Origin of the sequence: Bradyrhizobium sp. Mp27 (genome assembly GCF_029953005.1) — a bacterium.
Lineage (GTDB): Bacteria > Pseudomonadota > Alphaproteobacteria > Rhizobiales > Xanthobacteraceae > Bradyrhizobium > Bradyrhizobium barranii.
Map to the genome: position 1 here is coordinate 58950 of NZ_JASAUS010000016.1, position 23008 is coordinate 81957.

The window sequence follows — 23008 nt, forward strand, 5'->3', positions numbered from 1 at the left end:
GAGACAATAGTGATGACCGACAATCGCAATACCATCCTCGCCGTCATTCTGTCGGGCCTCGTCCTGATCGCCTGGCAATATTTCTACAATGTGCCGGCGATGGAGAAGCAGCGCGCCCAGCAGCAGGCGCAGGCCGAGCTCCAGAAGAACACGCCGCAGCCGACGGCCTCCGCAACGCCGGGCGCCGCGCCGCAGCCCGGCAGCGCGGCCCAGCCGTCAACACCGGCCGCGAACCAGGCCCAGCCGGTCGTTGCCCGCGAGACCGCGATTGCCGCCAGCCCGCGCGTGAAGATCGACACGCCGCGAATTGCCGGCAGCATCTCGCTGAAGGGCGGCCGCATCGACGACATTGCGCTGGTGCAATACCGCGAAACGGTCGACCCGAAGTCGCCGCCGATCGTGCTCTATTCGCCCTCGGGCACCGCAGAACCCTATTACGCCGAGTTCGGCTGGGTGCCGGCGACGGGCGTGACGGCCAAGCTGCCGGACGCCCAGACTCTCTGGCAGCAGGACGGCAGCGGCAGCCTGACGCCGACGACGCCGGTGGTGCTGAAATGGGACAATGGCGAGGGCCTCACCTTCCGCCGCACCATCGCGGTCGACGACCATTATCTCTTCACGCTCAAGGACGAGGTGAGCAATGTCGGCAACGCGCCTGTTACGCTCTACCCGTTCGCGCTGATCTCGCGCCACGGCACGCCGCAGGTCTCCGGCTATTACATCCTGCATGAAGGCCTGATCGGCTATCTCGATGGCTTGCAGGAATACGCCTACAAGAAGATCGACGAAGCCAAGGCGGTGAACTTCAAGGCCACCAATGGCTGGCTCGGCATCACCGACAAGTACTGGGCTTCGGCGCTGCTGCCGGACACCAGTGCGCAGCTCCAGGCGCGCTTCTCGTCGAACCCGGTCGGCAACGTCCACACCTACCAGACCGATTATCTGCTCGACCCCGTCACCGTCGCGATCGGCGGCACTGCGACCGCGAACGCGCGGCTGTTCGCCGGCGCCAAGGAAGCCGGCGTCGTCGGCGTGTTCCCGTTCGCCGGCCTCGGCGGCTACAACAAGGAGCTCGGCCTCAACCATTTCGATCTGCTGATCGACTGGGGCTGGTTCTACTTCATTACCAAGCCGATGTTCCTCGGCCTCGACTTCTTCTACCGCTTCTTCGGCAATTTCGGCATCTCGATCCTGCTCGTCACCGTGATCGTCAAGCTGCTGTTCTTCCCGCTGGCCAACAAGTCCTACGCCTCGATGGCGAAGATGAAGTCGGTCCAGCCGCAGCTCCAGGCGCTGAAGGAGCGCTTTCCCGACGACAAGGTGAAGCAGCAGCAGGAGATGATGGAGATCTACCGCAAGGAGAAGATCAATCCGGTTGCCGGCTGTCTTCCCGTGGTGATCCAGATCCCCGTGTTCTTCTCGCTCTACAAGGTGCTGTTCGTCACCATCGAGATGCGGCACGCGCCGTTCTTCGGCTGGATCAAGGATCTCTCCGCGCCCGATCCGACCAACCTCTTCACCCTGTTCGGGCTGATCCCGTTCGATCCGACGACGATTCCGCTGTTCGGCCACTACCTCGCGCTCGGCATCTGGCCGATCATCATGGGCATCACGATGTGGTTCCAGATGAAGCTGAACCCGACGCCGCCGGATCCGACCCAGCAGTTGATCTTCAACTGGATGCCGCTGATCTTCACCTTCATGCTGGCGGGCTTCCCGGCGGGTCTCGTGATCTACTGGGCCTGGAACAACACGCTCTCGGTGCTCCAGCAGAGCTTCATCATGCGCCGCAACGGTGTGAAGGTGGAGCTGTTCGACAATCTCAAGGCGACGTTCGCGAAGAAGGCGACGTAGCCGTCCGACATCGCCAGGCAAACTGCCTCCACATCGTCATGCCCGGGCTTGTCCCGGGCATCCACGTTTAGGAGGGTGCCCGGCGGACAGACGTGGATGGCCGGGACAAGCCCGGCCATGACGAGAGGATGGACCGCTCGCATGAACGACAAGACCGACGAGCGACTGATCGAGACCGGGCGAAAGCTGTTCACCCGCGACTGGCAGTTCATCTGGGCCTCGCCCTCGATTGCGACGCTGCCGCCGATGGATGGGCTGGAGATCGCCTTTGCCGGCCGCTCCAATGTCGGCAAGTCCAGCCTGATCAACGCGCTGACCGGCCGCAACGCGCTTGCGCGCACCTCGCATACGCCGGGCCGCACCCAGGAACTGATCTTCTTCGAGGTCCCCGGCAAGAAGGACCTGCGCCTCGTCGACATGCCCGGCTACGGCTACGCCAAGGCGCCGAAGACGCAAGTCGCGTCCTGGACCGAGCTGATCCACAAATTCCTGCTGGGGCGCGCCTCACTCGCACGCGTCTACGTGCTGATCGACGCGCGGCATGGCCTCAAGGACGTCGATCTCGAAATCCTGGGGACGCTCGACCGTTCCGCCGTGAGCTACCAGATCGTGCTGACCAAGGCCGACCAGGTGAAGGCGTCCGAGCTTCAGTCCCGCATCACCGAGACCGAGGCCGCGCTGGCAAAACATCCGGCGGCGTTTCCGAACGTGCTCGCGACCTCGTCACGGAGCTCGACCGGCATGGCCGAACTGCGCGCCGCGATGGCGAAGCTGCTGGAAGAGCGAACCTCGTGACGCCTGCATTCCGCCTGCTGATTGGGCTTGCCGGTTTGATGGGCGCCGCCGGCGTCGCGCTAGCCGCCGCCTCCGCCCATGGCGCCGACGCCAGCCGGCTCGCCTCCGCCAGCGCGATGCTGCTGTTTCACGCAACTGCCATACTCGCAGGCGTCGCCCTGCTCGCGCGCGGCCTTCTGCACGGCGGAATTGGCCTCGTCGCGGCGTTCGGCTTCGTGATCGGCGCCGCGCTGTTCGCGGGCGATCTCACCTTGCGGCAATATGCGGGGCACGCGCTGTTTCCGTATGCCGCGCCGACGGGTGGGACGGTGATGATCTTGAGCTGGCTGGCGGTGACGCTCGCGGCAATAGTCGCCAAGCGCTGATCCGTAGCCCGGATGGAGCGAAGCGCAATCCGGGACCGGAGAGCGTGGCACCAACCCCGGATTACGCTTCGCTCCATCCGGGCTACATACCAGTCACACTTTGCGCCGCGCCCGCCAATCGGATAGAACGCGCACCGACAGTCCCGCCAGCGAGATCCGCCTCATGACCGACATCTCCCCGCTCGACCAGGCCCGCATCCTGTCCGAAGCGCTGCCGCACATGCAGCAGTATGACGAGGAAACCATCGTCATCAAATATGGCGGCCATGCCATGGGCGACGAGGAGACCGCGAAGAACTTTGCCCGCGACATCGTGCTGCTCGAGCAGACCGCGATCAACCCGGTGGTGGTTCATGGCGGCGGGCCGCAGATCGCGACCATGCTCAAGCGCCTCGGCATCCAGTCGGAGTTCGCGGCAGGCCTGCGCATCACCGATGCCGCGACCATCGAGATCGTCGAGATGGTGCTGGCCGGCTCCGTCAACAAGCAGATCGTCGGCTACATCAATGAAGCCGGCGGCAAGGCCGTGGGACTGTCGGGCAAGGACGCCAACATGGTGAAGGCGTCGAAGACGACGCGCACCATCGTCGATCCGGGTTCGAACATCGAGAAGGCGATCGATCTCGGCTTCGTCGGCGACCCCGAGAAGGTTGACCTCACGCTACTCAACCAGCTGATCGGCTACGAGCTGATCCCGGTGCTGGCGCCGCTCGCGACCTCCAAGGAAGGCCAGACGCTCAACGTCAACGCCGACACCTTCGCCGGTGCGGTCGCCGGCGCGCTGAAGGCAAAGCGCCTGCTGCTGCTCACAGACGTGCCTGGCGTGCTCGACAAGTCGAAGAAGCTGATCCCGCAGCTTTCGGTGAAGGACGCGCGAAAGCTGATCGCCGACGGCACCATTTCCGGCGGCATGATTCCGAAGGTCGAGACCTGCATCTACGCGCTCGAACAGGGCGTGGAGGGCGTCGTCATCATCGACGGCAAGATGCAGCACGCGGTGCTGCTCGAGCTCTTCACCAACACGGGCACGGGAACGCTGATCCATAAGTGATGATGAGCGGGCCAAAGCAAGCCGTCATGGCCGGGCTTGTCCCGGCCATCGACGACCTTTCGTCTCGCGCCAAGAACGTGGATGCCCGGCACAAGGCCGGGCATGACGAGTTGAGGGCTCGGCGACATCGTCGCTCAACCCTCACACGTATCCTGATGTCCCTTCCGGCGGCAGCCGTCTCGTTCTTCTTCTCCTCCGCGCCCGCCCTGGCCGATCTGAAAATCTGCAACCGCATGTCCTATGTCGTCGAGGCCGCGATCGGCATCGACGACAAGGCGGCGACCGCGACGCGCGGCTGGTTCAGGATCGATCCCGCCACCTGCCGCGTCGTGGTGCAGGGCACGCTGACCGCCGACCGCATCCTGCTCAATGCCCGCGCACTCGGCGTCTACGGCGCCTCGCCGATCCCGCAGAACGGCAGCGACATGCTGTGCGTGGCGCAGGACAATTTCGTCATCGCGGCTGCGCGGCAATGCCGCAGCGGCCAGACCCAGGCCGCTTTCACCCAGATCACGCCGACGCAAGCCGCGGACGGCAATTTCACGGCCTATCTCGCCGAGGATTCCGAATATGACGACGAGCAGGCGCGCCTCGCCGGCATCCAGCGGCTGCTGGTGATCGCGGGCTACGACGCCGCGCCGATCGACGGCGTCGACGGGCCGAAGACGCAAGCAGCACTTGCCGCGTTCCTGAAGAGCCGCGGACTGGCGGCGGACATCATGTCGTCGCCGAACTTCTTCAAGACCATGGTCGATGCGGTGCAGACGCCTTCTGCAACCGGCCTGACCTGGTGCAACGACACGCCGCACAAGGTGATGGCGGCGGTCGCCACCGACGACGGCAAGTCGGTGACCAGCCGCGGCTGGTACCGCATCGATCCCAAGACGTGCCTGCACCCCGATGTGACCGGGCAGCCGAAGCAGATCTTCAGCTTCGCGGAAGCCATCGATGCCGACAACCGCGTCATCAAGCTGAAGGACAAGCCGCTGAACTGGGGCGGCGACAAACAGCTGTGCACGCGCGAGACCAAGTTCGAGACCAACGAGCAGGCCGATTGCGGCGCGCGCGGATTCGCGGCGACGGGTTTTGGCGTGGTGGACATGTCGAGCGGCGGCAAGACGCTGCGCTTTGCGATGCCGTGAGATTGGCGTCATGATCAGCACGCAAGCGTCTACAGGCTCCGCTGTCGTCCCCGCGAAGGCGGGGACCCATAACCCCAGGGAGTGGTTATGGCGCGAAGCTAGTAACCCCGAGTCTTCGCCAAACTCCTCCCTGGGGTTATGGGTCCCGGGCTCGCGCTACGCGCGCCCCGGGACGACGAGTAGAGAATGTTGATATGACCTCCCCCCGCACCTTTGCCCATGTCGACACCTGGGTGTTCGACCTCGACAACACGCTCTACCCGCATCACGTCAATCTGTGGCAGCAGGTCGACGCGCGGATCGGGGAGTTCGTCTGCAACTGGCTGAACGTCGGCCCGGAGGAAGCGCGCAAGATCCAGAAGGATTACTATCAGCGCTTCGGCACCACCATGCGCGGCATGATGACCCTGCACGGCGTGCACGCCGACGACTACCTCGCCTATGTCCACAAGATCGACCACTCGCCGCTGGAGCCGAACCCGGCCCTCGGCGAGGCCATCGCAAAACTGTCGGGGCGCAAGCTGATCCTGACCAACGGCTCGGCCGACCATGTCGATGCCGTGCTGGCGCGGCTCGGCCTGGCAACGCATTTCGACGGCGTGTTCGACATCATCGCTGCCGGGTTCGAGCCGAAGCCGTCGCCGCAGACCTATCAAAAATTCCTCGCCGACCATGCGGTCGATCCGACCAAGGCCGCGATGTTCGAGGACCTCGCCCGCAACCTCACCGTCCCGCACGCGCTCGGCATGACAACCGTGCTGGTGGTGCCTGACGGCACCAAGGAAGTGGTGCGGGAGGACTGGGAGCTGGAAGGCCGGGACGCGCCCCATGTCGACCACGTCACGGATGATCTGACAGGGTTTTTGGGCAAGCTCTCTCGGTAGCCCGTAGCCCGGATGGAGCGCAGCGTAATCCGGGGCTTCTCGCCGCGGAGGCACTTCCCCGGATTGTGCTTCGCTCCATCCGGGCTACGAGGCTTGTCCGGGACGACGGTGGAGTATGCCTTGACTCCTCCCCGCCAAATCCCGAAAAAGCGCCCCAATCCGTCAAAATTCTCATTTCCCAGAGGAAATCCCGATGTCCCTGTCTGCCCTCGAATCCACCATCAACAGCGCCTTCGACGCGCGTGACGGCATCTCGACCTCGACCAAGGGCGAGGTACGCGAGGCCGTGGACCAGGCGCTGGAGATCCTGGACAAGGGCGAGGCGCGGGTCGCCGAGCGCGGGGCCGATGGCAAGTGGAAGGTCAATCAATGGCTGAAGAAGGCCGTGCTGCTGTCCTTCCGCCTCAACGACATGGGCGTCATTCCCGGCGGCTCCGGCAAGGCCACCTGGTGGGACAAGGTGCCCTCGAAGTTCGAGGGCTGGGGCGAGAACCGTTTTCGCGATGCCGGTTTTCGCGCAGTGCCGGGTTCGGTCGTCCGCCGCTCGGCCTTCATCGCCAAGAACGTCGTGCTGATGCCGTCCTTCGTCAATCTCGGCGCCTATGTCGATGAGAGCACGATGGTCGACACCTGGGCCACCGTCGGCTCCTGCGCGCAGATCGGCAAGCGCGTGCACATTTCCGGCGGCGCCGGCATCGGCGGTGTGCTCGAGCCGCTGCAGGCCGAGCCCGTCATCATCGAGGACGATTGCTTCATCGGCGCGCGCAGCGAGGTCGCCGAAGGCGTGATCGTGCGCAAGGGCGCGGTGCTGGCGATGGGTGTGTTTTTGGGCGCCTCGACCAAGATCGTCGACCGCGAGACCGGCGAGATCTTCATGGGCGAAGTGCCTGAATATTCGGTGGTGGTGCCCGGCGCCCTGCCCGGCAAGCCGATGAAGAACGGCCACATCGGCCCGAGCACCGCTTGCGCCGTGATCGTCAAGCGCGTCGACGAGCGCACGCGCTCGAAGACCAGCATCAACGAGCTGCTGCGGGATTGATCGGAGCCACCAGCGCCATTCCCTTACCGTCACCCTGAGGTGGCCGCCCCTTCGGCGGCCCTCGAAGGGCGACGGCCCGGCTGCCGCCACATCCCGGCCGCCCATCCTTCGAGGCTCCCGGCGCGATGCTTTGCATCGCGCCACTCGCACCTCAGGATGACGGGTTGGCTACCGTATCGAACCCTCCTTCTCCCCATCGCGACCAATCACCGGACGGCCTCCGCTGCCCGGAACCTTCGCCATGGACTGGACCTGGTACCTCTTCCGCTTCGACGGCCGCATCAACCGCGCCTTGCTGTGGCAGGCGCTGCTCATCGTCGCGCTGCTGGCGGCCCTGCTGGGCGTGATCGGTCAGGTGATCCACCTCATCAACGCCGAGGGGGCGTTGAGGCTATCCCTGAAACTCGATTTCGACTTCGGCCTCGACGACCTCTTCAAGCTGGTCGATCCCCGGGCCTATCGCTCGCTGACGCCCGTTGATCGCACCAACCTGATCCTGAAGTCGTTCGGCTTGTCGCTGTTCCTCTGGATCTATCTCGCGACGGCGATCAAGCGGCTGCATGATCGCGACAGGAGCGGCTGGTGGCTCGTTCCGTTCTTCTTCCTGCCCGGCCTGTACAACCAGTTCTCGGACCTGCTGCCGAACTCCACCTGGATGCTTCCGTTCTGGCTGGTCGCGTCCATCCTGTGGCTGTGGGGGTTTGTCGAGATGTTCATCGTATCAGGCAGCGTCGGCGATAACCGGTTCGGTCCTGATCCATTGGCCAGGACCGAGGACGGCTCGCCCCCTGCGAAAAGCTGGGACCAGCAGCGCGAAATCGAATTTGTCCCGCCCAGTGCTAGCCCACCCGGCGGCATGCATGTTAAGCGGGGCGCATGACCGATGCTCTCTCGATCGCCCGCGATCTCATCCGCTGCCCCTCGGTAACCCCGGCCGATGCCGGTGCGCTGGGGGTGCTTGAGAAGGCCCTCAACGCTGCCGGCTTCACTTGCCACCGCGTGACCTTCTCCGAACCCGGCACCGCCGACGTCGACAATCTCTATGCGCGGATCGGCACTGAAGGCCCGCACATCACCTTCGCCGGCCACACCGACGTGGTGCCGCCCGGCGACGAGAACGCCTGGAGCGTCGGCGCGTTCTCGGGCGAGGTGAAGGACGGCTTTCTGCACGGCCGCGGCGCGGTCGACATGAAGGGCGGCATCGCCTGCTCGGTGGCAGCCGTGCTCGAGCATCTCGCCGCGAATGGCGGCACGCCGCGCGCCGACGGAGAGGGCTCGATCTCGTTCCTGATCACCGGCGACGAGGAAGACGTCTCCATCAACGGCACCATCAAGCTGCTGAAATGGGCTGCGGAGCGCGGCGAAAAGTTCGACCATTGCGTGCTCGGCGAACCCTCCAACGTCGAGACGCTCGGCGACACCATCAAGGTCGGCCGCCGCGGCTCGCAATCCGGCACGCTGTATGTCGACGGCGTGCAGGGCCATGTCGCCTATCCGCACCGCGCGTCCAATCCGGTGCCTGATATCTCGCGGCTAATCGTGGCGATCAGTGACGAGCCGCTTGACCATGGCAGCGCGCAATTCCAGGCCTCCAATCTCGAATTCACCTCGGTGGACGTCGGCAACAAGGCCAACAACGTCATCCCCGGCGAGGCCCGCGCAAAATTCAACATCCGCTACAACGACAACCACACCCAGGCGAGCCTGCGCGAGCTGGTCGAGACGCGCCTGACGAAAGCCTGCGGCAACCGCATCCGCGCCCGCATCGTCTGGGAGCCCTCGAACTCGAACGTGTTCGTGACCAAGCCCGGCCCGTTCACCGACCTCGCGGTGTCGGCGATCGAGGAGATCACGGGCCGCAAGCCGGAACTGTCGACATCAGGCGGCACCTCGGATGCGCGGTTCATCTCGAGCTACTGCCCGGTGATCGAGTTCGGCCTGGTCGGCCAGACCATGCACCAGGTCGACGAGCGCGTGCCGGTGGTGGATTTGGAGAGATTGACGCAGGTGTATCGGGGGATTTTGGCCCGGTATTTTGGGTAGGGCGTTGCCGCCTTACACTCCGTCGTCGCCCCCTACTCCGCTGTCATCGCCCGGCTCGACCGGGCGATCCAGTATTCCAGAGACGGCAGTGATTGAGCCGAGAGGCCGCGGCGTACTGGATGCCCCGGTCAAGCCGGGGCATGACACCGATGATGGAGTGGGAGCGTTCGTGTCTCCCTCCTCAATAATCCACCTTCATGAGATACAGCCCGTCGGGCGGCGCGACGATGCCGCACGCTGCGCGGTTGCGGGCTGCGAGTGCTGCGGAGAGATCGTCCGCGGTCCAGCGGCCCTCGCCGACCCAGACCAGCGATCCCACCATCGAGCGCACCTGGCTGTGCAGGAACGAGCGCGCCGAGGTGAGAATCGTGACCTCGCGGCCGTCGCGCAGCACGTCGAGCTGGTCGAGCGTCTTCTCCGGCGACTTGGCCTGGCACTCGGTGTCGCGAAACGTCGTGAAATCGTGCTTGCCAAGCAGGAGTTGTGCCGCCACGTGCATCGCTTCGGCATCGAGCCGGCGCGGCACGCGCCAGGCGTGGCCGACATCGAGCGCGAGATTGGCGCGGGTGTTGACGACGCGGTAGCGGTAGTGTCGCTTCACCGCCGAGAAGCGCGCCTCGAACGTGTCAGGGACGATCTCGGCCTCCAGCACCGCGATCGGATGCGGGCGCAGATGCGCGTTCAGCCCATCGCGAAAACGGCCCGGCGGAAACTGCTTGTCGATGTCGACATGCGCAACCTGGCCCCGCGCATGCACGCCGGCATCGGTGCGGCCCGCACCGTGCACGCGCAAATCTGCGCCGGTCATCGCCTTCACCGCCGCCTCTAACGCGCCCTGCACGGAAGGCAGCGTGTCCTGCACCTGCCAGCCGAAGAACGGCGCGCCGTCATATTCGATGATGAGCTTGTAGCGGGGCATCAGGCCAGCCGCATCGGCGGCTTCACCGGCACGCCGCGCAAAAAGTCCGTGGCCTGCATCCGCGCCTTGCCCTCGCGCTGGAGCTCGAGGATGCGGATCGCGCCCTCGCCGCAGGCAATCGTGAGCTGGTCGTCGAGCACCTCGCCGGGTGCACCGGAGCCCTTCGCCAACTCGCAGCGCAGGATTTTCACGCGCGCATTCTCGAGCTCGGCCCAGGCGCCAGGAAACGGCGACAGGCCGTGGATGTGGCGCAGCACGGCGCGCGCGGGCCTGGACCAGTCGATCCGCGCCTCGGCCTTGTCGATCTTGGCGGCGTAGGTGACACCATCCTCGCTCTGCTTCTTGAGCTGGAGCCCGCCGCGGGCGAGCGCGGCCATCGCGCGCACCATCAGATCGGCACCGAGCCGGGAGAGACGGTCATGCAGATCGACCGCGGTCATGTTGTCCGTGATCGCAAGACGCTCGGCCATGGCGACGTCGCCGGTGTCGAGGCCGACATCCATCTTCATCACCATGACGCCGCTCTCGGCATCGCCTTCCATGATCGCGCGGTTGATCGGCGCGGCGCCGCGCCAGCGCGGCAGCAGCGAAGCGTGCAGATTGTAACAGCCGAGCTTCGGCGCATCGAGGATCGCCTGCGGCAGGATCATGCCGTAGGCGACGACGACGGCGGCATCGGCGTCGAAGGCGCGAAACTCGTCGAGCGTTTCGGGCGTCTTCAGCGACTTCGGCGTCAGCACGGGCACGCCGAGCTTTCGCGCGGCTTCCTCGACCGGGGTCGGCTGAAATTGCAGACCGCGCCGCCCGCCGGGCTTGGGCGCGCGCGTATAGACCGCCGCGATCTCGTGGCCATGCGACACCAGCTCGAGCAGCGTCGGCACGGAGAAATCGGGCGTGCCCATGAAGATGAGGCGGAGGGGCATGACAAGGACTCGGTATGTTCCCTCCCCCCTTGCGGGGGAGGGCTAGGGAGAGGGGTGCCACACGACGCGCTCTCTGGGTATGAGCGCGGACCAGTTCTTCGCCCCGGTTAGACTTCCGCCTGGGCTTCCCCTCTCCCCCGCCCTCCCCCGCAAGGGGGGAGGGAGCGCATGGGAGTTCGCGGCAGTACCAGTGCTTACAAATGACTTACTCCGCGCGCTTGGCGGCTTTCTCGAACTTCTTCATCACGCGGTCACGCTTGAGTTTTGACAGATAGTCGACGAACAGCACGCCGTTGAGATGGTCGATCTCGTGCTGGATGCAGGTGGCGTAGAGGCCTTCGGCGTCCTCCTCGTGCAGCTTGCCGTCGAGGTCGGTGAAGCGCACGCGCACCTTCGCAGGCCTTTCGACCTCCTCGTAATATTCGGGGATCGAGAGGCAGCCTTCCTCGTAGACCGACAGATCCTCGGAGGAGGCGATAATTTCAGGGTTGATGAAGACACGTGGCTCCGGCTTTGTCTCGCCGTCCGGGTCAGGCTTGGCGAGGTCCATGGTGATCAGCCGCAGCGGCTGTGCGATCTGGATCGCAGCTAAGCCGATGCCGGGCGCGTCGTACATGGTCTCGAACATGTCGTCGGCAAGCTTGCGGATCTCCGTCGTGACCTTCTCGATCGGCTTGGAGACCAGACGCAGCTGCTTGTCGGGCAGGATGATGATTTCTCTGAGGGCCATGGCCGCGATTTAAGCCGCATGCCGGATGCGGTCAATGCGGCGAGGAACTCCGTTAACCCTCCGCTAACCATAAAACTTCAGGTTTCGTTAACCATAAAAATTAGGGGGCTGTTAATCATAAATGTTCGCTATTCGTTCGCGGAAGGTGTCGAATCGGCTACAAGTGCCGCCATGAACGAGATCATTTTCCTGGCTGGCGACTGGCCGGTCCGCACCATCGACGCGCTGATCGGCTTCGGCGCCCTCGTCGTCATCCTGCTGGTGGTGATTGCGGTCGTGATCGCGCGCTCGGGACGGCGCGGTGCGGAACTCGCCATGGCCAATGCCATCCGCGCGGACGAGCTCGAGGAGCGCCTCAGCCAGGTGCTGCACGCCCAGAGCGAGGCTGCCGGCCGAGCGGACGCCATGACCCAGGCGCTGGCCGGCCGCCAGGCCGACATGGGCGCGCCGTCAACGAGCGGCTGGATTCGGTGACCCATCGGGTCGGCCAGTCGATGGAACACTCGACCCGCAACACCATGGAGAGCCTGCGCGCGCTGCACGAGCGGCTCGGCATCATCGATAACGCGCACAAGAACCTCACCGACCTCACCACGCAGGTGACGACCCTGCGCGACGTGCTCGCCAACAAGCAGTCGCGCGGCGCCTTCGGCCAGGCGCGGATGGAGGCGATCGTACAGGACGGCCTGCCGAAGGGCGCCTACGAGTTCCAGTTCACGCTCTCGACCGGAAAGCGGCCGGACTGCGTGGTGTTCCTGCCCGACCAGCGGCCGCTCTGCATCGACGCAAAATTTCCGCTGGAGGCGATGACCGCGCTGCACGACGCCCGCACCGACGAGGAGAAGCGCATCGCCACGCAGCGGCTGCGCGGCGACGTGATGAAGCATGTCAGCGACATCGCCGACAAATACCTCGTCACCGGCGAGACCCAGGAGATGGCGCTGATGTTCGTGCCGTCGGAATCGGTCTATGCCGAGATCCATGACGGTTTCGACGACGTGATCCAGAAGGCCTATCGCGCCCGCGTCGTGCTGGTATCGCCTTCGCTGCTGATGCTTGCGATCCAGGTGATGCAGCAGATCATGAAGGACGCGCGCATGCGCGACGCCGCCGACCAGATCCGTACCGAAGTGATCAAGCTCGGCGACGATCTCGGCCGCCTGCGCGACCGCGTGCTGAAATTGCAGAAGCATTTTGCCGACGCGAACGAGGACGTCCGGCAGGTGCTGATCTCCGCCGACAAGATCGAGAAACGCGCAGGGCGGATCGAGGAGCTCGATTTCAGCAAGACCGATGCGCCGGAGGGACCGCATCTGGTGGCAACGGGTGCGGGCGAGCTGTTCCCGAGGAAGCTCCAGGCGGGGGAGTGACGCCGTTTCGTCATGGCCGGGCTCGTCTCGGCCATCCACGATCTCTTCAGCGATACTAAGAACGTGGATGCCCGGGACGAGCCCGGGCATGACGAGTTTTGTGGCAGAGGCAGCGCCCCCAGAATCTGCTAACACCTCCCCATGACCGCACCCGACGCGACCTCCCCTGCCAGCCCCGACACGGCCCCTACCTCCTGGCGCGACGGCCTGGCTGTGTACCTGCAACCGCGGGTGCTGATCGTGCTGTTCCTCGGCTTCTCGTCCGGGCTGCCGCTGGCGCTGTCGGGCTCGACGCTGCTGGTGTGGATGCGCGAGGCCGGGGTCGATCTCAAGACCATCGGGCTGTTTGCGCTGGTCGGCACGCCCTACACGCTGAAATTCCTGTGGGCGCCGCTGGTGGATGCGCTGCATGTGCCGCTGTTCACGCGCGCGTTCGGACGGCGGCGCGGCTGGCTGCTGTTCTCGCAGCTATTGCTGATCATCGCGATCCTGCTGCTGGCGCTCACCGATCCCGCGCGCTCGCCGTTCTACGTCGCGCTCGGCGCGCTGCTGGTCGCGACGACGTCCTCGACGCAGGACATCGTGGTCGACGCCTTCCGCGTCGAGAGCCTGCCGGAGAGCGAGCAGGCCGCCGGAATGGCGTCCTATGTCGCGGCCTATCGTATCGGCATGCTGGTCTCGACCGCGGGCGCGCTGTTCATCGTGTCCGGCTTCGAGGGCACCGGCATTCCGCGCGCGTCGGCCTGGATGTGGGGCTATGTGGTGATGGCGGCGATGGTGCTGATCGGCACGATCACCGCGCTGGCCGCGACCGAGCCCGAGCAATCGGTGCGGGCGGAAGCTGCGACACAAACCGAGACGGCGTTCGCGCGCGTGCTGCACGCGGCGATCGGGGCCTTCTCGGAATTCCTGTCCCGCAAGGACGCGCTCGCCGCACTCGCCTTCGTCGTGCTGTTCAAGTTCACCGATGCCTTCTCCGGCACGATGACCGCGCCGTTCGTGATTGACCTCGGCTTCTCCCGCAACGATTATGCGGCGATCGTGAAGGGCGTCGGCCTCGCGGCAACGCTGATCGGCGGCTTTGCCGGCGGCTTCCTCGCGCGGCGCTATTCGCTGGCGACCAGCCTGTGGATCGGCGGCGTGGTGCAGGCGCTCGCCAACCTCTCCTTCTCCTGGCTGGCCTTCGTCGGCACCAGCCAATGGGCGCTGGCCTTTGCCATCACCTGCGAGAACTTCACCAGCGCCATCGGCACCGTGATCTTCGTCGCCTATCTCTCCGCGCTGTGCCAGAATCCGCTGCACACGGCGACGCAATACGCGCTGCTCACCGCGCTCGCCGCGGTCGGGCGCACATATTTGTCAGCGAGTGCGGGCTTTGTGGCGGACACGACCGGCTGGCCGCTGTTCTTCGTGATCTGCGTGCTGGTGGCGATCCCGAGCCTTGTGCTGCTGGCTTGGCTGCAGAAGCGCGGGCACTTCGGGACGCTGGGGCCGGTGAGGGTTTAAACTCGGCACGCGCCACGCCCGCGATGCCGTAGGGTGGGCAAAGCGAAGCGTGCCCACCACCTGAATCGTCGCCGGGAGAATGGTGGGCACGGCGCTTTGCGCCTTTGCCCACCCTACGGTAGCTCGGCTGGAGCCGCGTCCCTACTGCTTCTTGATCAGGCTCCACTTCGTGATCACAGCTTCGCTCATCTGGCCGGGATCGCTGGCGCAGGCGACTTCGTCGACCTTGACCGAGATCTCCTTGCCGACGAACGATTTCAGCTGCGTGGTCTGCGCGTCGCTGGAGGTGACGAGCTGGAACGTCTCAGGACCGGTCTCGAGATTGCACAGCCCGTTCGGCGCCGGCAGGCGACGCGGCTCGGAGGTGATCTGGTACATCGCAATCCGCTTGCCGGCGTTCTTGACGTCGCGCACCTTCATTGCGTTCAATTCGCCCGAGAGCACCTCGCCGGCGCTGATCGGCTTGCCGGGCTTCGGCGGCGGCGGTGCCCCGTCGTCCTGCTGCGCGGAGATGGCCGGGCTCGCCAGCAGCATCATCGTCGCGACCAAAGCCAATCGTGTGGCGAAAAGTTTCGTCATGTCGTCCGTTCCGTAAGTCTGGATGGCTAGAACAAGGTCCGCTGCCGCATCGCGGCCGATAGCGTACCTTCGTCGAGATAATCAAGCTCGCCACCGACCGGCACACCATGGGCCAGCCGGGTTACTTTTACGTTGGCGTCCTGAAGCAGGTCGGTGATGTAGTGCGCCGTGGTCTGGCCGTCGACCGTCGCGTTCAGCGCCAGGATGATTTCGTGCACCTCGGCGGCGTGCGCGCGCGCCACCAGCGCGTCGATGGTGAGGTCCTGAGGGCCGACGCCGTCGAGCGGCGACAAGGTCGCGCCGAGCACATGATAGCGCCCCTGGGTCGCATTGGCCCGCTCCAGCGCCCAGAGGTCGGCGACATCGGCGACCACGACGATGATGGCGGGATCGCGCTTCGGATCGGTGCAGACCGTGCAGGGATTTTGCGTGTCGATGTTGCCGCAGGTCTTGCAGACCTGGACCTTGTCGAGCGCGACCTGCAAGGCTGAGGACAGCGGCATCATCAGCGCTTCGCGCTTCTTGATCAGATGCAGCGCCGCACGCCGCGCGGAGCGCGGGCCCAAGCCCGGCAGCCGTGCGAGAAGCTGGACCAGCCGCTCGATTTCGGGACCTGCAACCGAACCCATCTTATTGGCCGAACATACCCGGCGGCAGGCTGAGCCCGCCCGTGAGCGCCTGCATCTTCTCCTGCACGGCCGTCTCGGCCTTGCGGCGGGCATCGCCGAGGGCGGTGACGAGCAGGTCCTCGAGCACCTCGCGTTCTTCCGGCTTCATCAGCGAGGGATCGATCTTGATGCCCTTCACGTCCATCTTCGCGGTCATGCGCACGGCGACGAGACCGCCGCCGGAGACGCCTTCGACCTCGACGTTGGAGAGCTGATCCTGCATCTCCTGCATCTTGGATTGCAGCTGCTGCGCCTGCTTCATCATGCCGAAAATATCGACCATCGGTGCTGTCCTTGGTTGGCGCGATGACTCGTCATCGCGCCTTAACTTTTGGTTTGAGCATGATCTAATCGGAAAACCGCTTCACACTTTGCGCTACGCGGCCCTTCGGGTCCGGATCATGCTCTAGAGATCGTCGCCGTCGGAACCATCGGGCGGATCGTCACTGCCATAGTCCGCATTCATATTGGCTTCCGGCGCCTCGGGGGCAAGCCTGCGGACTTCGACGACCTTCGCACCGGGAAAACGCGACAGCACCTCCTGCACGCGCGGATCGGCTTCGGCGGAGCGCGCATGTTCCTGCTTCGCCGCCTGGTTCACCGAGCGCAGCGTCGGCTGGCCCTGCTCGTTGGAGACGATCACGGTCCAGCGCCGGCCGGTCCAGAGCTCGAATTTTCGCGCGAGCTCGGAGATCATGGTCTTGGAGGCGTTGGGCTCGAGCGCAACTTCCAGCCGGCCCTCCTCGAAACGAACGAGGCGCATGTCGCCTTCGAGCGCGGCCTTGGTCATGAGATCGCGCTTCTGCCCGGCGACCGCGACGAGCTGGGTGAAGCTCGTGATGCGCAGCTGGGGCGCGGCCCCTTGCGGATCCGGCGCGGGCGCCGCCATCTGCGGCCGGGCTGCGCCGCCGCCGAACCCGGACGGTGACGAGGTCGGCGCGCGCATGGGCGCAGCCGAGGCCACCGGCGCTGACGAGGCCACCGGCGCACCCGGCGCGCCGCTGCGCGCGGCACTTCCGCCGCCCACGACCGGCGAGCCGCCGCCGTTCTGCTCCAGCATCTTGATCGCTTCGTCCGGCGTCGGCAGGTCGGCGACATAGGCGATGCGCACCAGCACCATCTCTGCGGCCGCTGCGGGACGCGTCGCGGCCTGCACCTCGGTGATGCCCTTGAGCAGCATCTGCCACATCCGCGACAGCACGCGCATCGAGATCTTCGAGGCGAAGTCCCGCGCGCGCACGCGCTCGGTCTCGCCATAGGCGACGTTGTCGGCGGTTGCCGGCACGATCTTCACGCGGGTGACGAAATTGACGAACTCGGCGAGGTCCGACAGCACGACGATCGGATCGGCACCGACGTCGTACTGGTCGCGGAACTCCCTGAAGGCGCTCGCGATGTCGCCGCGCGCCAGCGAATCGAACAGGTCGATGACGCGGGTGCGGTCGGCGAGCCCCAGCATCTGCCTGACCGCATCCGCCTTCACGGTGCCTGCCGCGTGCGCGATCGCCTGGTCGAGCAGCGACAGAGAATCGCGCACCGAGCCTTCGGCGGCGCGCGCAATGATGCCGAGCGCCTCGGGCTCGATCTCGACGCTTTCCTTGGCCGCGATATTGGCGAGGTGCTTCATCAGCACGTCGGCCTCGACCCGGCGCAGGTCAAAACGCTGGCAGCGCGACAGCACAGTGACCGGAACCTTGCGGATCTCGGTGGTCGCGAACACGAATTTGGCGTGCTCCGGCGGTTCCTCCAGCGTCTTCAGGAAGGCGTTGAACGCCGCCGTCGACAGCATGTGGACTTCGTCGATGATGTAGACCTTGTAGCGGGCGCTGGCCGGCGCGTAGCGCACGCTGTCATTGATCTGGCGGACGTCGTCGACGCCGGTGTGCGAGGCCGCGTCCATCTCCAGCACGTCCATATGCCGGCTTTCCATGATCGCCTGGCAATGCACCCCTAACGTCGGCATGTGGATGGTCGGGCCCTTCACAGAACCATCCGGCATCTCGTAGTTGAGCGCACGGGCCAGAATACGCGCGGTGGTGGTCTTGCCGACGCCGCGGACGCCGGTGAGGATCCAGGCCTGCGGAATGCGCCCGGTCTCGAACGCGTTCGAGACGGTGCGGACCACGGCCTCCTGGCCGATCAGGTCGTCGAAGCTGGAGGGCCGGTATTTGCGCGCCAGCACCCGGTAGGGCGTGCTGGCCTGGCCGGCGCTGTCGGGGTTGGGAGGGGCGCCAGCGTCAGTCATCGGTCGATCCGCAATGGAATGTCTTTCGCCCGGCTTTTGCGGAAAGGAGCGCGCTGGCGGGAAGCCCGCCGGCGCAATTCGCTCGGAAAAACAGGTAGGAGACTGACGAGCGACCCGATCCGGACCTCGTTAGGGCTGCTTCCTTCCGGACCTGACCCGGTTGGCGAGTGGCTCGTCCACCGCCAATCTCCCGGTCCCTATTTGGGGCCAAAAGGTCGGGAAAGCAAGCGGGTATCCGTAGGCCCCGCACGCCTCGCTGGACGGCCCCCGCCGGCCCATTTTGACGCTGAAGCCGGCTCAGTGCTGGTGAGCTGGAACCTCCGTGATTCGCGCAAACCGCTTGCGATACTCGGCGGGCGTCACGCCGACGTGGCGATTGAACGCGCGACGCAGCGTATCGGCGTCCGCGAAGCCACAATGGAGCGCCACCTGCTTCGGGGCTTCATTGCCAAACTCGAGCAGCCGCCTCGCCGCATTGACGCGGGCTTCCTCGACCCAGGTCGCAGGCGTGACCCCGACCTCGGCGCGGAACAGCCGGGCAAAGTGCCTCGGGCTGAGCTCCATGCGCGTCGCGAGGCTGGCAACGCTGTGGTCGACCCCGGGATTGGCGGCGACCCAGCGCTGCAGCTCCTGCAGCGCGGCGCGGCCGGCGGGAACAGCCTCGCCCTTGCGGGTGAACTGCATCTGCCCACCCGGGCGCTTGAAGAACATCACGAGCTGGCTTGCGACCTTCATGGCCGTATCGCGCCCGAGATCTTCCTCGACCAGTGCCAGCGCCAGATCGAGCCCTGCGGTCACGCCGGCGGCCGTGCGGAGCTTGCCGTCGGTGACGTAGATGGCATCCTTGTCCACGGTGACCGACGGAAATTTGCTGGCCAGCATGTCCGCGACCGCCCAATGCGTCGTGACCCGCCTGCCATCAAGGAGACCGGCGGCGGCAAGGAAGAAGGCCCCGCTGCACACCGAGCCGAATCTGCGGGTCCGCGAAGCCCGCCGCCGCAGCCAGTCGATCACCCTCCCGTCCGCCGGGACTTCGGCCGCGTTCGGGCATCCCGCCACCAGCAAGGTGTCGATGGGCTCCTGGAAGTCGCGGTCGACGATTCGGTCGGGCATCAGCCGGATGCCTGAGGAGCTGCGGATCGGCCCCGGCTCCGCGCCCGCTACGAACAAGGCATAGGCGGGATAGCCGGCCTGGACGTTTGCCTCGGCGAACACGTCGAGCGGCCCTGCGACATCGAGCAGCTGCACGCCTGGCAGCCACGATCACAACCGTTCTTGGTTTCGGCTTTGCGCCCATGTCCGCCTCGATCCGGATTTGTCCGTTTTTGACGTGTTACGTCGATTTAAGACAACGTAGCCCGGATTTACAGTGAACGCGATCCAAATTTCAGGAGCTGATCATGTCAGAAATCACCGAGGCCGCCGTCATTCCCGACAGCAAGCTGGCGCGTGCCATCACCGAATACATCCGCGACACCGAAACGGACCTGCTCTTCAACCATTCCAGCCGCGTCTACCAGTTCGGCGCGATGTCCGGCGTTCGCCGTGGGCTGACATTCGACCGCGAGCTGCTTTACGCCGGCGCCATGTTTCACGACATCGGCCTGATGCCGGGCCATGGCAGCCAGCACGAGCGGTTCGAGGTCGACGGCGCGCATGCCGCGCGCGATTTCCTGCGCAGCCACGGCATTTCGGAAGCCGACGCCTACACGGTGTGGACCGCGATCGCCCTGCACACGACGCCGGGCGTCCCGCAGCACATGCACCCCGTCGTCGCGCTGGTGACCGCGGGCGTCGAGATGGACGTGCTCGGGCTCACCTACAGCGAATATTCCGACGCGGAGCGCGAGGCGGTCGTGAAGGCGTTTCCGCGCACGCCGCACTTCAAGGAAGACATCATCCAGGCCTTCTACGACGGCATCAAGCATCGGCCTGACACGACGTTCGGCAACGTCAAGGCCGACGTCATCGCCGACATGGAGCCGCATTTCCATCGCGGCAATTTCTGCAGCGTCATCCGCAACTCGCATTGGCACGGCTGAACGCAATTGGCTGCCGTTGCGAATCCCCGCCTCAATCATCGACCAGGACCTACGACATGAGCGACAAACGCCCCCATCTCACGCACGCGACGGGCGCTCCCGTCAGCGACAATCTCAACATCATGACCGCCGGCCGCCGCGGCCCCGCATTGTTGCAGGATGTCTGGCTGATCGAGAAGCTGGCTCACTTCGATCGCGAGGTGATTCCCGAGCGACGCATGCACGCCAAGGGATCCGGCGCGTTCGGGACCTTCACGGTCACCCATGACATCTCCCGCTACAGCAAGGCCAGGATCTTCTCGGAGATCGGCAAGGTCACGCCGATGTTCGCGCGCTTCTCGACGGTGGCCGGCGAGCGCGGCGCAGCCGACGCCGAACGCGACATCCGCGGCTTTGCGCTGAAGTTCTACGCCGAGGAAGGCAATTGGGACATGGTGGGCAACAACACGCCCGTGTTCTTCTTCCGCGATCCCTTGCGCTTTCCCGACCTCAATCATGCGATCAAGCGCGATCCCCGGACCGGAATGCGCAGCGCCGACAACAATTGGGATTTCTGGACGTTGTTGCCGGAGGCTCTGCACCAGGTCACCATCGTGATGAGCGAGCGCGGCCTTCCCAGAAGCTTCAGGCACATGCATGGCTTCGGCAGCCATACCTACAGCTTCATCAATGCCACCAATGAGCGGACCTGGGTGAAATTTCACTTCCGGACGCAGCAGGGCATCGAAAACCTGACCGACGCCGAGGCCGAAGCCCTCATCGGCAAGGACCGCGAGACTCACCAGCGCGACCTGTTCGAGAGCATCGAACGCGGCGATTTCCCGCGCTGGACCATGTTCGTGCAGATCATGACCGACGATCAGGCCAAGGCGTTTGCCTTCAACCCGTTCGACCTGACCAAGGTCTGGCCGAAGGCGGACTTTCCACTGATCGAGGTCGGCTATTTCGAGTTGAACCGCAATCCGGAAAACGTCTTCGCCGAAGTCGAACAGGCCTCCTTCTCGCCGGCCCATGTCGTTCCGGGCATCGGCTTCTCGCCCGACAAGATGCTTCAGGCACGACTGTTCTCCTACGGAGACGCGGCGCGCTATCGCCTCGGCGTCAACCATCATCTGATCCCGGTCAACGCGCCGAAATGCCCGTATCACAGCTACCATCGCGATGGCGCAATGCGGACCGACGGCAATCAGGGGAGGACGCCGACCTATTTCCCGAACAGCCGCGGCGAGTGGACGGACCAGCCCGATCTCAACGAGCCGCCGATCGAGATCGATGGTGGAGCCGCACATTGGGATCACCGCATCGACGACGATCACTATCGGCAGCCCGGCGACCTCTTTCGCAAGATGACCGCAGCCCAGCGGCAGGCCTTGTTCGACAACACGGCGCGCGCGGTCGGAGCGGCGGCCATCGCGATCCAGGAACGGCACGTCGCCAATTGCGGCAAGGTCGATCCCGCCTATGGCGCGGGCGTGCGCGACGCGCTGACGCGCCTCGCGACCGTTCGTGCCAAGGGAACGGAAAAGGGCGCAGAATAAGGTCGGTCGATCCGCACACCTCTCGCCGTCTTCGGCGAACGGCGCCGACAGGGCGCCGTTCGCATTTTTAAAGCGAACCGCCGAAGTCTCTCAATTTTCTCGCGAAAATAGCTAGAGCCGACGCGCTCGCGGGGCCTTCCCTCGCGCATCGCCGCGGCACGCCTGTCGCGAAGTGCAGATGCGGAAGTTCGCCTCGGAAAGCGTCATGGCCGATGGGCTCCTGCCTATCTTCGGGGCCCCGCACATCCCTGAGGCAATCGAGTCTTGACAGGGCCCGCCCGGCAGCGCCTTTCTATGAAATCCTGCCGGAACCGAGACAAAGGGTGCGCGAAAATCCGATCCTGAGCATTTTTCAGCCGGCTGACGCCGATTGATGGGCGAATTTTTCGCGCGAGATCAACCACACACCTTCATCCAACCAGAAAAGCGATTCCTCAAAATGGTTACACGTCGTGATGTCGCATCGATTGTCGGACTTGGCGCGATGGCTGCGGCCACGCTGGCCTCACCGGCCGTGGCGCAGACCGCAGCGGATCCCAACGAATCGACCTTTGCCCGCATTCGCCGCACCAAGAAGATGCGGATCGGCGCGGTCGGCGGCGGCGCGCCCTATTACATGAAGGACCTCGCCAGCGGCCAGTGGAAGGGCTTCTACATCGACATCGCCAAGGGGCTGGCCGACGACATGGAGGCCGAGCTCGAGATCACCGAAACCACCTGGGGCAATTCGGTGCTCGACCTGCAGTCCAACAAGATCGACATCTTCTTCGGCCTCAACCCGACCCCGAAGCGCGCGCTGGTGGTCGACTTCTCGGTGCCGGTCTTCAACAACGCCTTCGGCATCCTCTGCAAGAAGGACTTCAAGCCGAAGAGCTGGGCCGAGCTGAACTCGCCCGACGTCAAGATCGCCGTCGACCAGGGCTCGTCGCACGACCAGGTCGTCAGCCGCCTGACGCCGAAGGCGCAGATTTCGCGGCTAAAGACCGCCGACGATGCCACCGCCGCGCTGCAGACCGGCCGCGTCGACGCACAGTGCCTGATCACCATGCTGTCGCTGACCGTGTTGAAGAAGAATCCCTCGCTCGGCCAGTTCGTGCTGCCGACGCCGATCTTCGCCACGACGTCGAACGCCGGCTTCCGCCGCGAGAACGACAAGACCTTCCGCGACTACGTCAACACCTGGATCGACTTCAACAAGGGCCTCGGCTTCATCCGCAACGCGATCATCACCAACATGGAGCTGGTGGGCGTGACCGAAGCGGACATTCCGCCGGGCGTTTCGCTGTAGGTGATGAGCGCCTGAAGTATCCACACC

The 23008-nt window shown here is 65.1% G+C and carries 21 protein-coding genes, 1 other RNA gene and 1 pseudogene; 14 read left to right on the top strand and 9 right to left on the bottom strand.

The annotated features are described in order from the left end of the window. Nucleotides 1-12 precede the first annotated feature (12 nt). From yidC to dapE, 9 genes are all read left to right on the top strand, one after another. Nucleotides 13-1854, top strand: coding sequence for a membrane protein insertase YidC (gene yidC, locus QJT78_RS12215; RefSeq protein ID WP_028148980.1), 1842 nt, complete (start codon nt 13-15; stop codon nt 1852-1854). A gap of 141 nt (nt 1855-1995) precedes the next feature. Continuing rightward, nucleotides 1996-2649, top strand: a complete 654-nt coding sequence (yihA, locus tag QJT78_RS12220) for a ribosome biogenesis GTP-binding protein YihA/YsxC (protein WP_028148981.1) — start codon at nt 1996-1998, stop codon at nt 2647-2649. A gap of 38 nt (nt 2650-2687) precedes the next feature. Continuing rightward, nucleotides 2688-3014 carry a DUF423 domain-containing protein gene (locus QJT78_RS12225; RefSeq protein ID WP_049807569.1) on the top strand — a complete coding sequence of 109 codons (327 nt, stop codon included), beginning with the start codon at nt 2688-2690 and terminating at the stop codon, nt 3012-3014. 163 nt (nt 3015-3177) lie between these two features. Further along, complete coding sequence (gene argB / locus QJT78_RS12230) at nt 3178-4065, top strand: acetylglutamate kinase (protein ID WP_028148983.1); 888 nt, start codon at nt 3178-3180, stop codon at nt 4063-4065. A gap of 155 nt (nt 4066-4220) precedes the next feature. Further along, nucleotides 4221-5207, top strand: coding sequence for a DUF1036 domain-containing protein (locus QJT78_RS12235; protein ID WP_028148984.1), 987 nt, complete (start codon nt 4221-4223; stop codon nt 5205-5207). Nucleotides 5208-5401: 194 nt separating this feature from the next. After that, a complete protein-coding gene (locus QJT78_RS12240) occupies nt 5402-6091 on the top strand; it encodes a pyrimidine 5'-nucleotidase (protein WP_028148985.1) in 690 nt (229 codons plus the stop codon). 193 nt (nt 6092-6284) lie between these two features. Next, complete coding sequence (dapD, locus tag QJT78_RS12245; RefSeq protein WP_028148986.1) at nt 6285-7130, top strand: 2,3,4,5-tetrahydropyridine-2,6-dicarboxylate N-succinyltransferase; 846 nt, start codon at nt 6285-6287, stop codon at nt 7128-7130. Nucleotides 7131-7371: 241 nt separating this feature from the next. Further along, on the top strand, nt 7372-8010 hold the full coding sequence (locus QJT78_RS12250; protein ID WP_028148987.1) for a DUF805 domain-containing protein: 639 nt from the start codon (nt 7372-7374) through the stop codon (nt 8008-8010). Then, complete coding sequence (gene dapE, locus QJT78_RS12255; protein ID WP_028148988.1) at nt 8007-9173, top strand: succinyl-diaminopimelate desuccinylase; 1167 nt, start codon at nt 8007-8009, stop codon at nt 9171-9173. Before QJT78_RS12250 ends, dapE begins: the two co-directional genes overlap by 4 nt. Nucleotides 9174-9354: 181 nt before the next feature. On the opposite strand, the gene truA is transcribed toward dapE, so the two are convergent. From truA to def, 3 genes are all read right to left on the bottom strand, one after another. Then, the gene (gene truA, locus QJT78_RS12260; RefSeq protein WP_028148989.1) at nt 9355-10092 is read right to left on the bottom strand and encodes a tRNA pseudouridine(38-40) synthase TruA; all 738 of its coding nucleotides are present in this window, start codon (nt 10090-10092) and stop codon (nt 9355-9357) included. Further along, a complete protein-coding gene (fmt, locus tag QJT78_RS12265; protein ID WP_028148990.1) occupies nt 10092-11015 on the bottom strand; it encodes a methionyl-tRNA formyltransferase in 924 nt (307 codons plus the stop codon). Before fmt ends, truA begins: the two co-directional genes overlap by 1 nt. Nucleotides 11016-11220: 205 nt before the next feature. Further along, a complete protein-coding gene (gene def / locus QJT78_RS12270) occupies nt 11221-11745 on the bottom strand; it encodes a peptide deformylase (protein ID WP_028148991.1) in 525 nt (174 codons plus the stop codon). A gap of 171 nt (nt 11746-11916) precedes the next feature. Between def and rmuC the strand changes: the two are divergent. After that, a pseudogene (gene rmuC / locus QJT78_RS12275) lies at nt 11917-13115 on the top strand (DNA recombination protein RmuC). 141 nt (nt 13116-13256) lie between these two features. Further along, nucleotides 13257-14621 (top strand): MFS transporter, encoded by a 1365-nt coding sequence (locus tag QJT78_RS12280; RefSeq protein WP_028148993.1) that lies wholly within the window; start codon nt 13257-13259, stop codon nt 14619-14621. Nucleotides 14622-14762: 141 nt separating this feature from the next. On the opposite strand, the gene QJT78_RS12285 is transcribed toward QJT78_RS12280, so the two are convergent. From QJT78_RS12285 to QJT78_RS12310, 6 genes are all read right to left on the bottom strand, one after another. After that, a complete protein-coding gene (locus QJT78_RS12285; protein WP_028148994.1) occupies nt 14763-15200 on the bottom strand; it encodes a hypothetical protein in 438 nt (145 codons plus the stop codon). 26 nt (nt 15201-15226) lie between these two features. Then, entirely contained in the window at nt 15227-15829 is a 603-nt protein-coding gene (gene recR, locus QJT78_RS12290; RefSeq protein WP_014491379.1) for a recombination mediator RecR, read from the bottom strand. Between the two features lies 1 nt (nt 15830). Beyond that, a complete protein-coding gene (locus QJT78_RS12295; RefSeq protein WP_038943016.1) occupies nt 15831-16151 on the bottom strand; it encodes a YbaB/EbfC family nucleoid-associated protein in 321 nt (106 codons plus the stop codon). Between the two features lie 123 nt (nt 16152-16274). After that, on the bottom strand, nt 16275-18113 hold the full coding sequence (locus QJT78_RS12300) for a DNA polymerase III subunit gamma/tau (RefSeq protein ID WP_028148996.1): 1839 nt from the start codon (nt 18111-18113) through the stop codon (nt 16275-16277). Between the two features lie 94 nt (nt 18114-18207). After that, nucleotides 18208-18304, bottom strand: an RNA gene (gene ffs / locus QJT78_RS12305) — signal recognition particle sRNA small type. A 106-nt stretch (nt 18305-18410) separates the two neighbouring features. Next, complete coding sequence (locus QJT78_RS12310) at nt 18411-19361, bottom strand: GlxA family transcriptional regulator (RefSeq protein WP_312016866.1); 951 nt, start codon at nt 19359-19361, stop codon at nt 18411-18413. 152 nt (nt 19362-19513) lie between these two features. Here QJT78_RS12310 and QJT78_RS12315 point away from each other — a divergent pair, with 152 nt between their 5' ends. The 3 genes from QJT78_RS12315 to QJT78_RS12325 all read left to right on the top strand — a co-directional run bounded on the left by QJT78_RS12315 (nt 19514) and on the right by QJT78_RS12325 (nt 22981). Continuing rightward, nucleotides 19514-20155, top strand: a complete 642-nt coding sequence (locus QJT78_RS12315) for an HD domain-containing protein (protein WP_028148998.1) — start codon at nt 19514-19516, stop codon at nt 20153-20155. Nucleotides 20156-20211: 56 nt separating this feature from the next. Then, complete coding sequence (locus QJT78_RS12320; RefSeq protein WP_038952362.1) at nt 20212-21693, top strand: catalase; 1482 nt, start codon at nt 20212-20214, stop codon at nt 21691-21693. A gap of 439 nt (nt 21694-22132) precedes the next feature. Beyond that, complete coding sequence (locus QJT78_RS12325; RefSeq protein WP_028148999.1) at nt 22133-22981, top strand: transporter substrate-binding domain-containing protein; 849 nt, start codon at nt 22133-22135, stop codon at nt 22979-22981. Nucleotides 22982-23008 lie beyond the last annotated feature (27 nt).

Bases quoted from the DNA above. Each gene is read 5' to 3' on its own strand.
- def (WP_028148991.1), bottom strand. From the start codon at position 11,745: ATGGCCCTCAGAGAAATCATCATCCTGCCCGACAAGCAGCTGCGTCTG.
- QJT78_RS12315 (WP_028148998.1), top strand. From the start codon at position 19,514: ATGTCAGAAATCACCGAGGCCGCCGTCATTCCCGACAGCAAGCTGGCG.
- QJT78_RS12320 (WP_038952362.1), top strand. From the start codon at position 20,212: ATGAGCGACAAACGCCCCCATCTCACGCACGCGACGGGCGCTCCCGTC.
- QJT78_RS12285 (WP_028148994.1), bottom strand. From the start codon at position 15,200: ATGACGAAACTTTTCGCCACACGATTGGCTTTGGTCGCGACGATGATG.
- QJT78_RS12240 (WP_028148985.1), top strand. From the start codon at position 5,402: ATGACCTCCCCCCGCACCTTTGCCCATGTCGACACCTGGGTGTTCGAC.
- QJT78_RS12250 (WP_028148987.1), top strand. From the start codon at position 7,372: ATGGACTGGACCTGGTACCTCTTCCGCTTCGACGGCCGCATCAACCGC.
- dapD (WP_028148986.1), top strand. From the start codon at position 6,285: ATGTCCCTGTCTGCCCTCGAATCCACCATCAACAGCGCCTTCGACGCG.
- QJT78_RS12300 (WP_028148996.1), bottom strand. From the start codon at position 18,113: ATGACTGACGCTGGCGCCCCTCCCAACCCCGACAGCGCCGGCCAGGCC.
- dapE (WP_028148988.1), top strand. From the start codon at position 8,007: ATGACCGATGCTCTCTCGATCGCCCGCGATCTCATCCGCTGCCCCTCG.
- fmt (WP_028148990.1), bottom strand. From the start codon at position 11,015: ATGCCCCTCCGCCTCATCTTCATGGGCACGCCCGATTTCTCCGTGCCG.
- recR (WP_014491379.1), bottom strand. From the start codon at position 15,829: ATGGGTTCGGTTGCAGGTCCCGAAATCGAGCGGCTGGTCCAGCTTCTC.
- QJT78_RS12225 (WP_049807569.1), top strand. From the start codon at position 2,688: ATGGGCGCCGCCGGCGTCGCGCTAGCCGCCGCCTCCGCCCATGGCGCC.
- argB (WP_028148983.1), top strand. From the start codon at position 3,178: ATGACCGACATCTCCCCGCTCGACCAGGCCCGCATCCTGTCCGAAGCG.
- QJT78_RS12235 (WP_028148984.1), top strand. From the start codon at position 4,221: ATGTCCCTTCCGGCGGCAGCCGTCTCGTTCTTCTTCTCCTCCGCGCCC.
- yidC (WP_028148980.1), top strand. From the start codon at position 13: ATGACCGACAATCGCAATACCATCCTCGCCGTCATTCTGTCGGGCCTC.
- QJT78_RS12295 (WP_038943016.1), bottom strand. From the start codon at position 16,151: ATGGTCGATATTTTCGGCATGATGAAGCAGGCGCAGCAGCTGCAATCC.
- QJT78_RS12280 (WP_028148993.1), top strand. From the start codon at position 13,257: ATGACCGCACCCGACGCGACCTCCCCTGCCAGCCCCGACACGGCCCCT.
- QJT78_RS12325 (WP_028148999.1), top strand. From the start codon at position 22,133: ATGGTTACACGTCGTGATGTCGCATCGATTGTCGGACTTGGCGCGATG.
- yihA (WP_028148981.1), top strand. From the start codon at position 1,996: ATGAACGACAAGACCGACGAGCGACTGATCGAGACCGGGCGAAAGCTG.
- truA (WP_028148989.1), bottom strand. From the start codon at position 10,092: ATGCCCCGCTACAAGCTCATCATCGAATATGACGGCGCGCCGTTCTTC.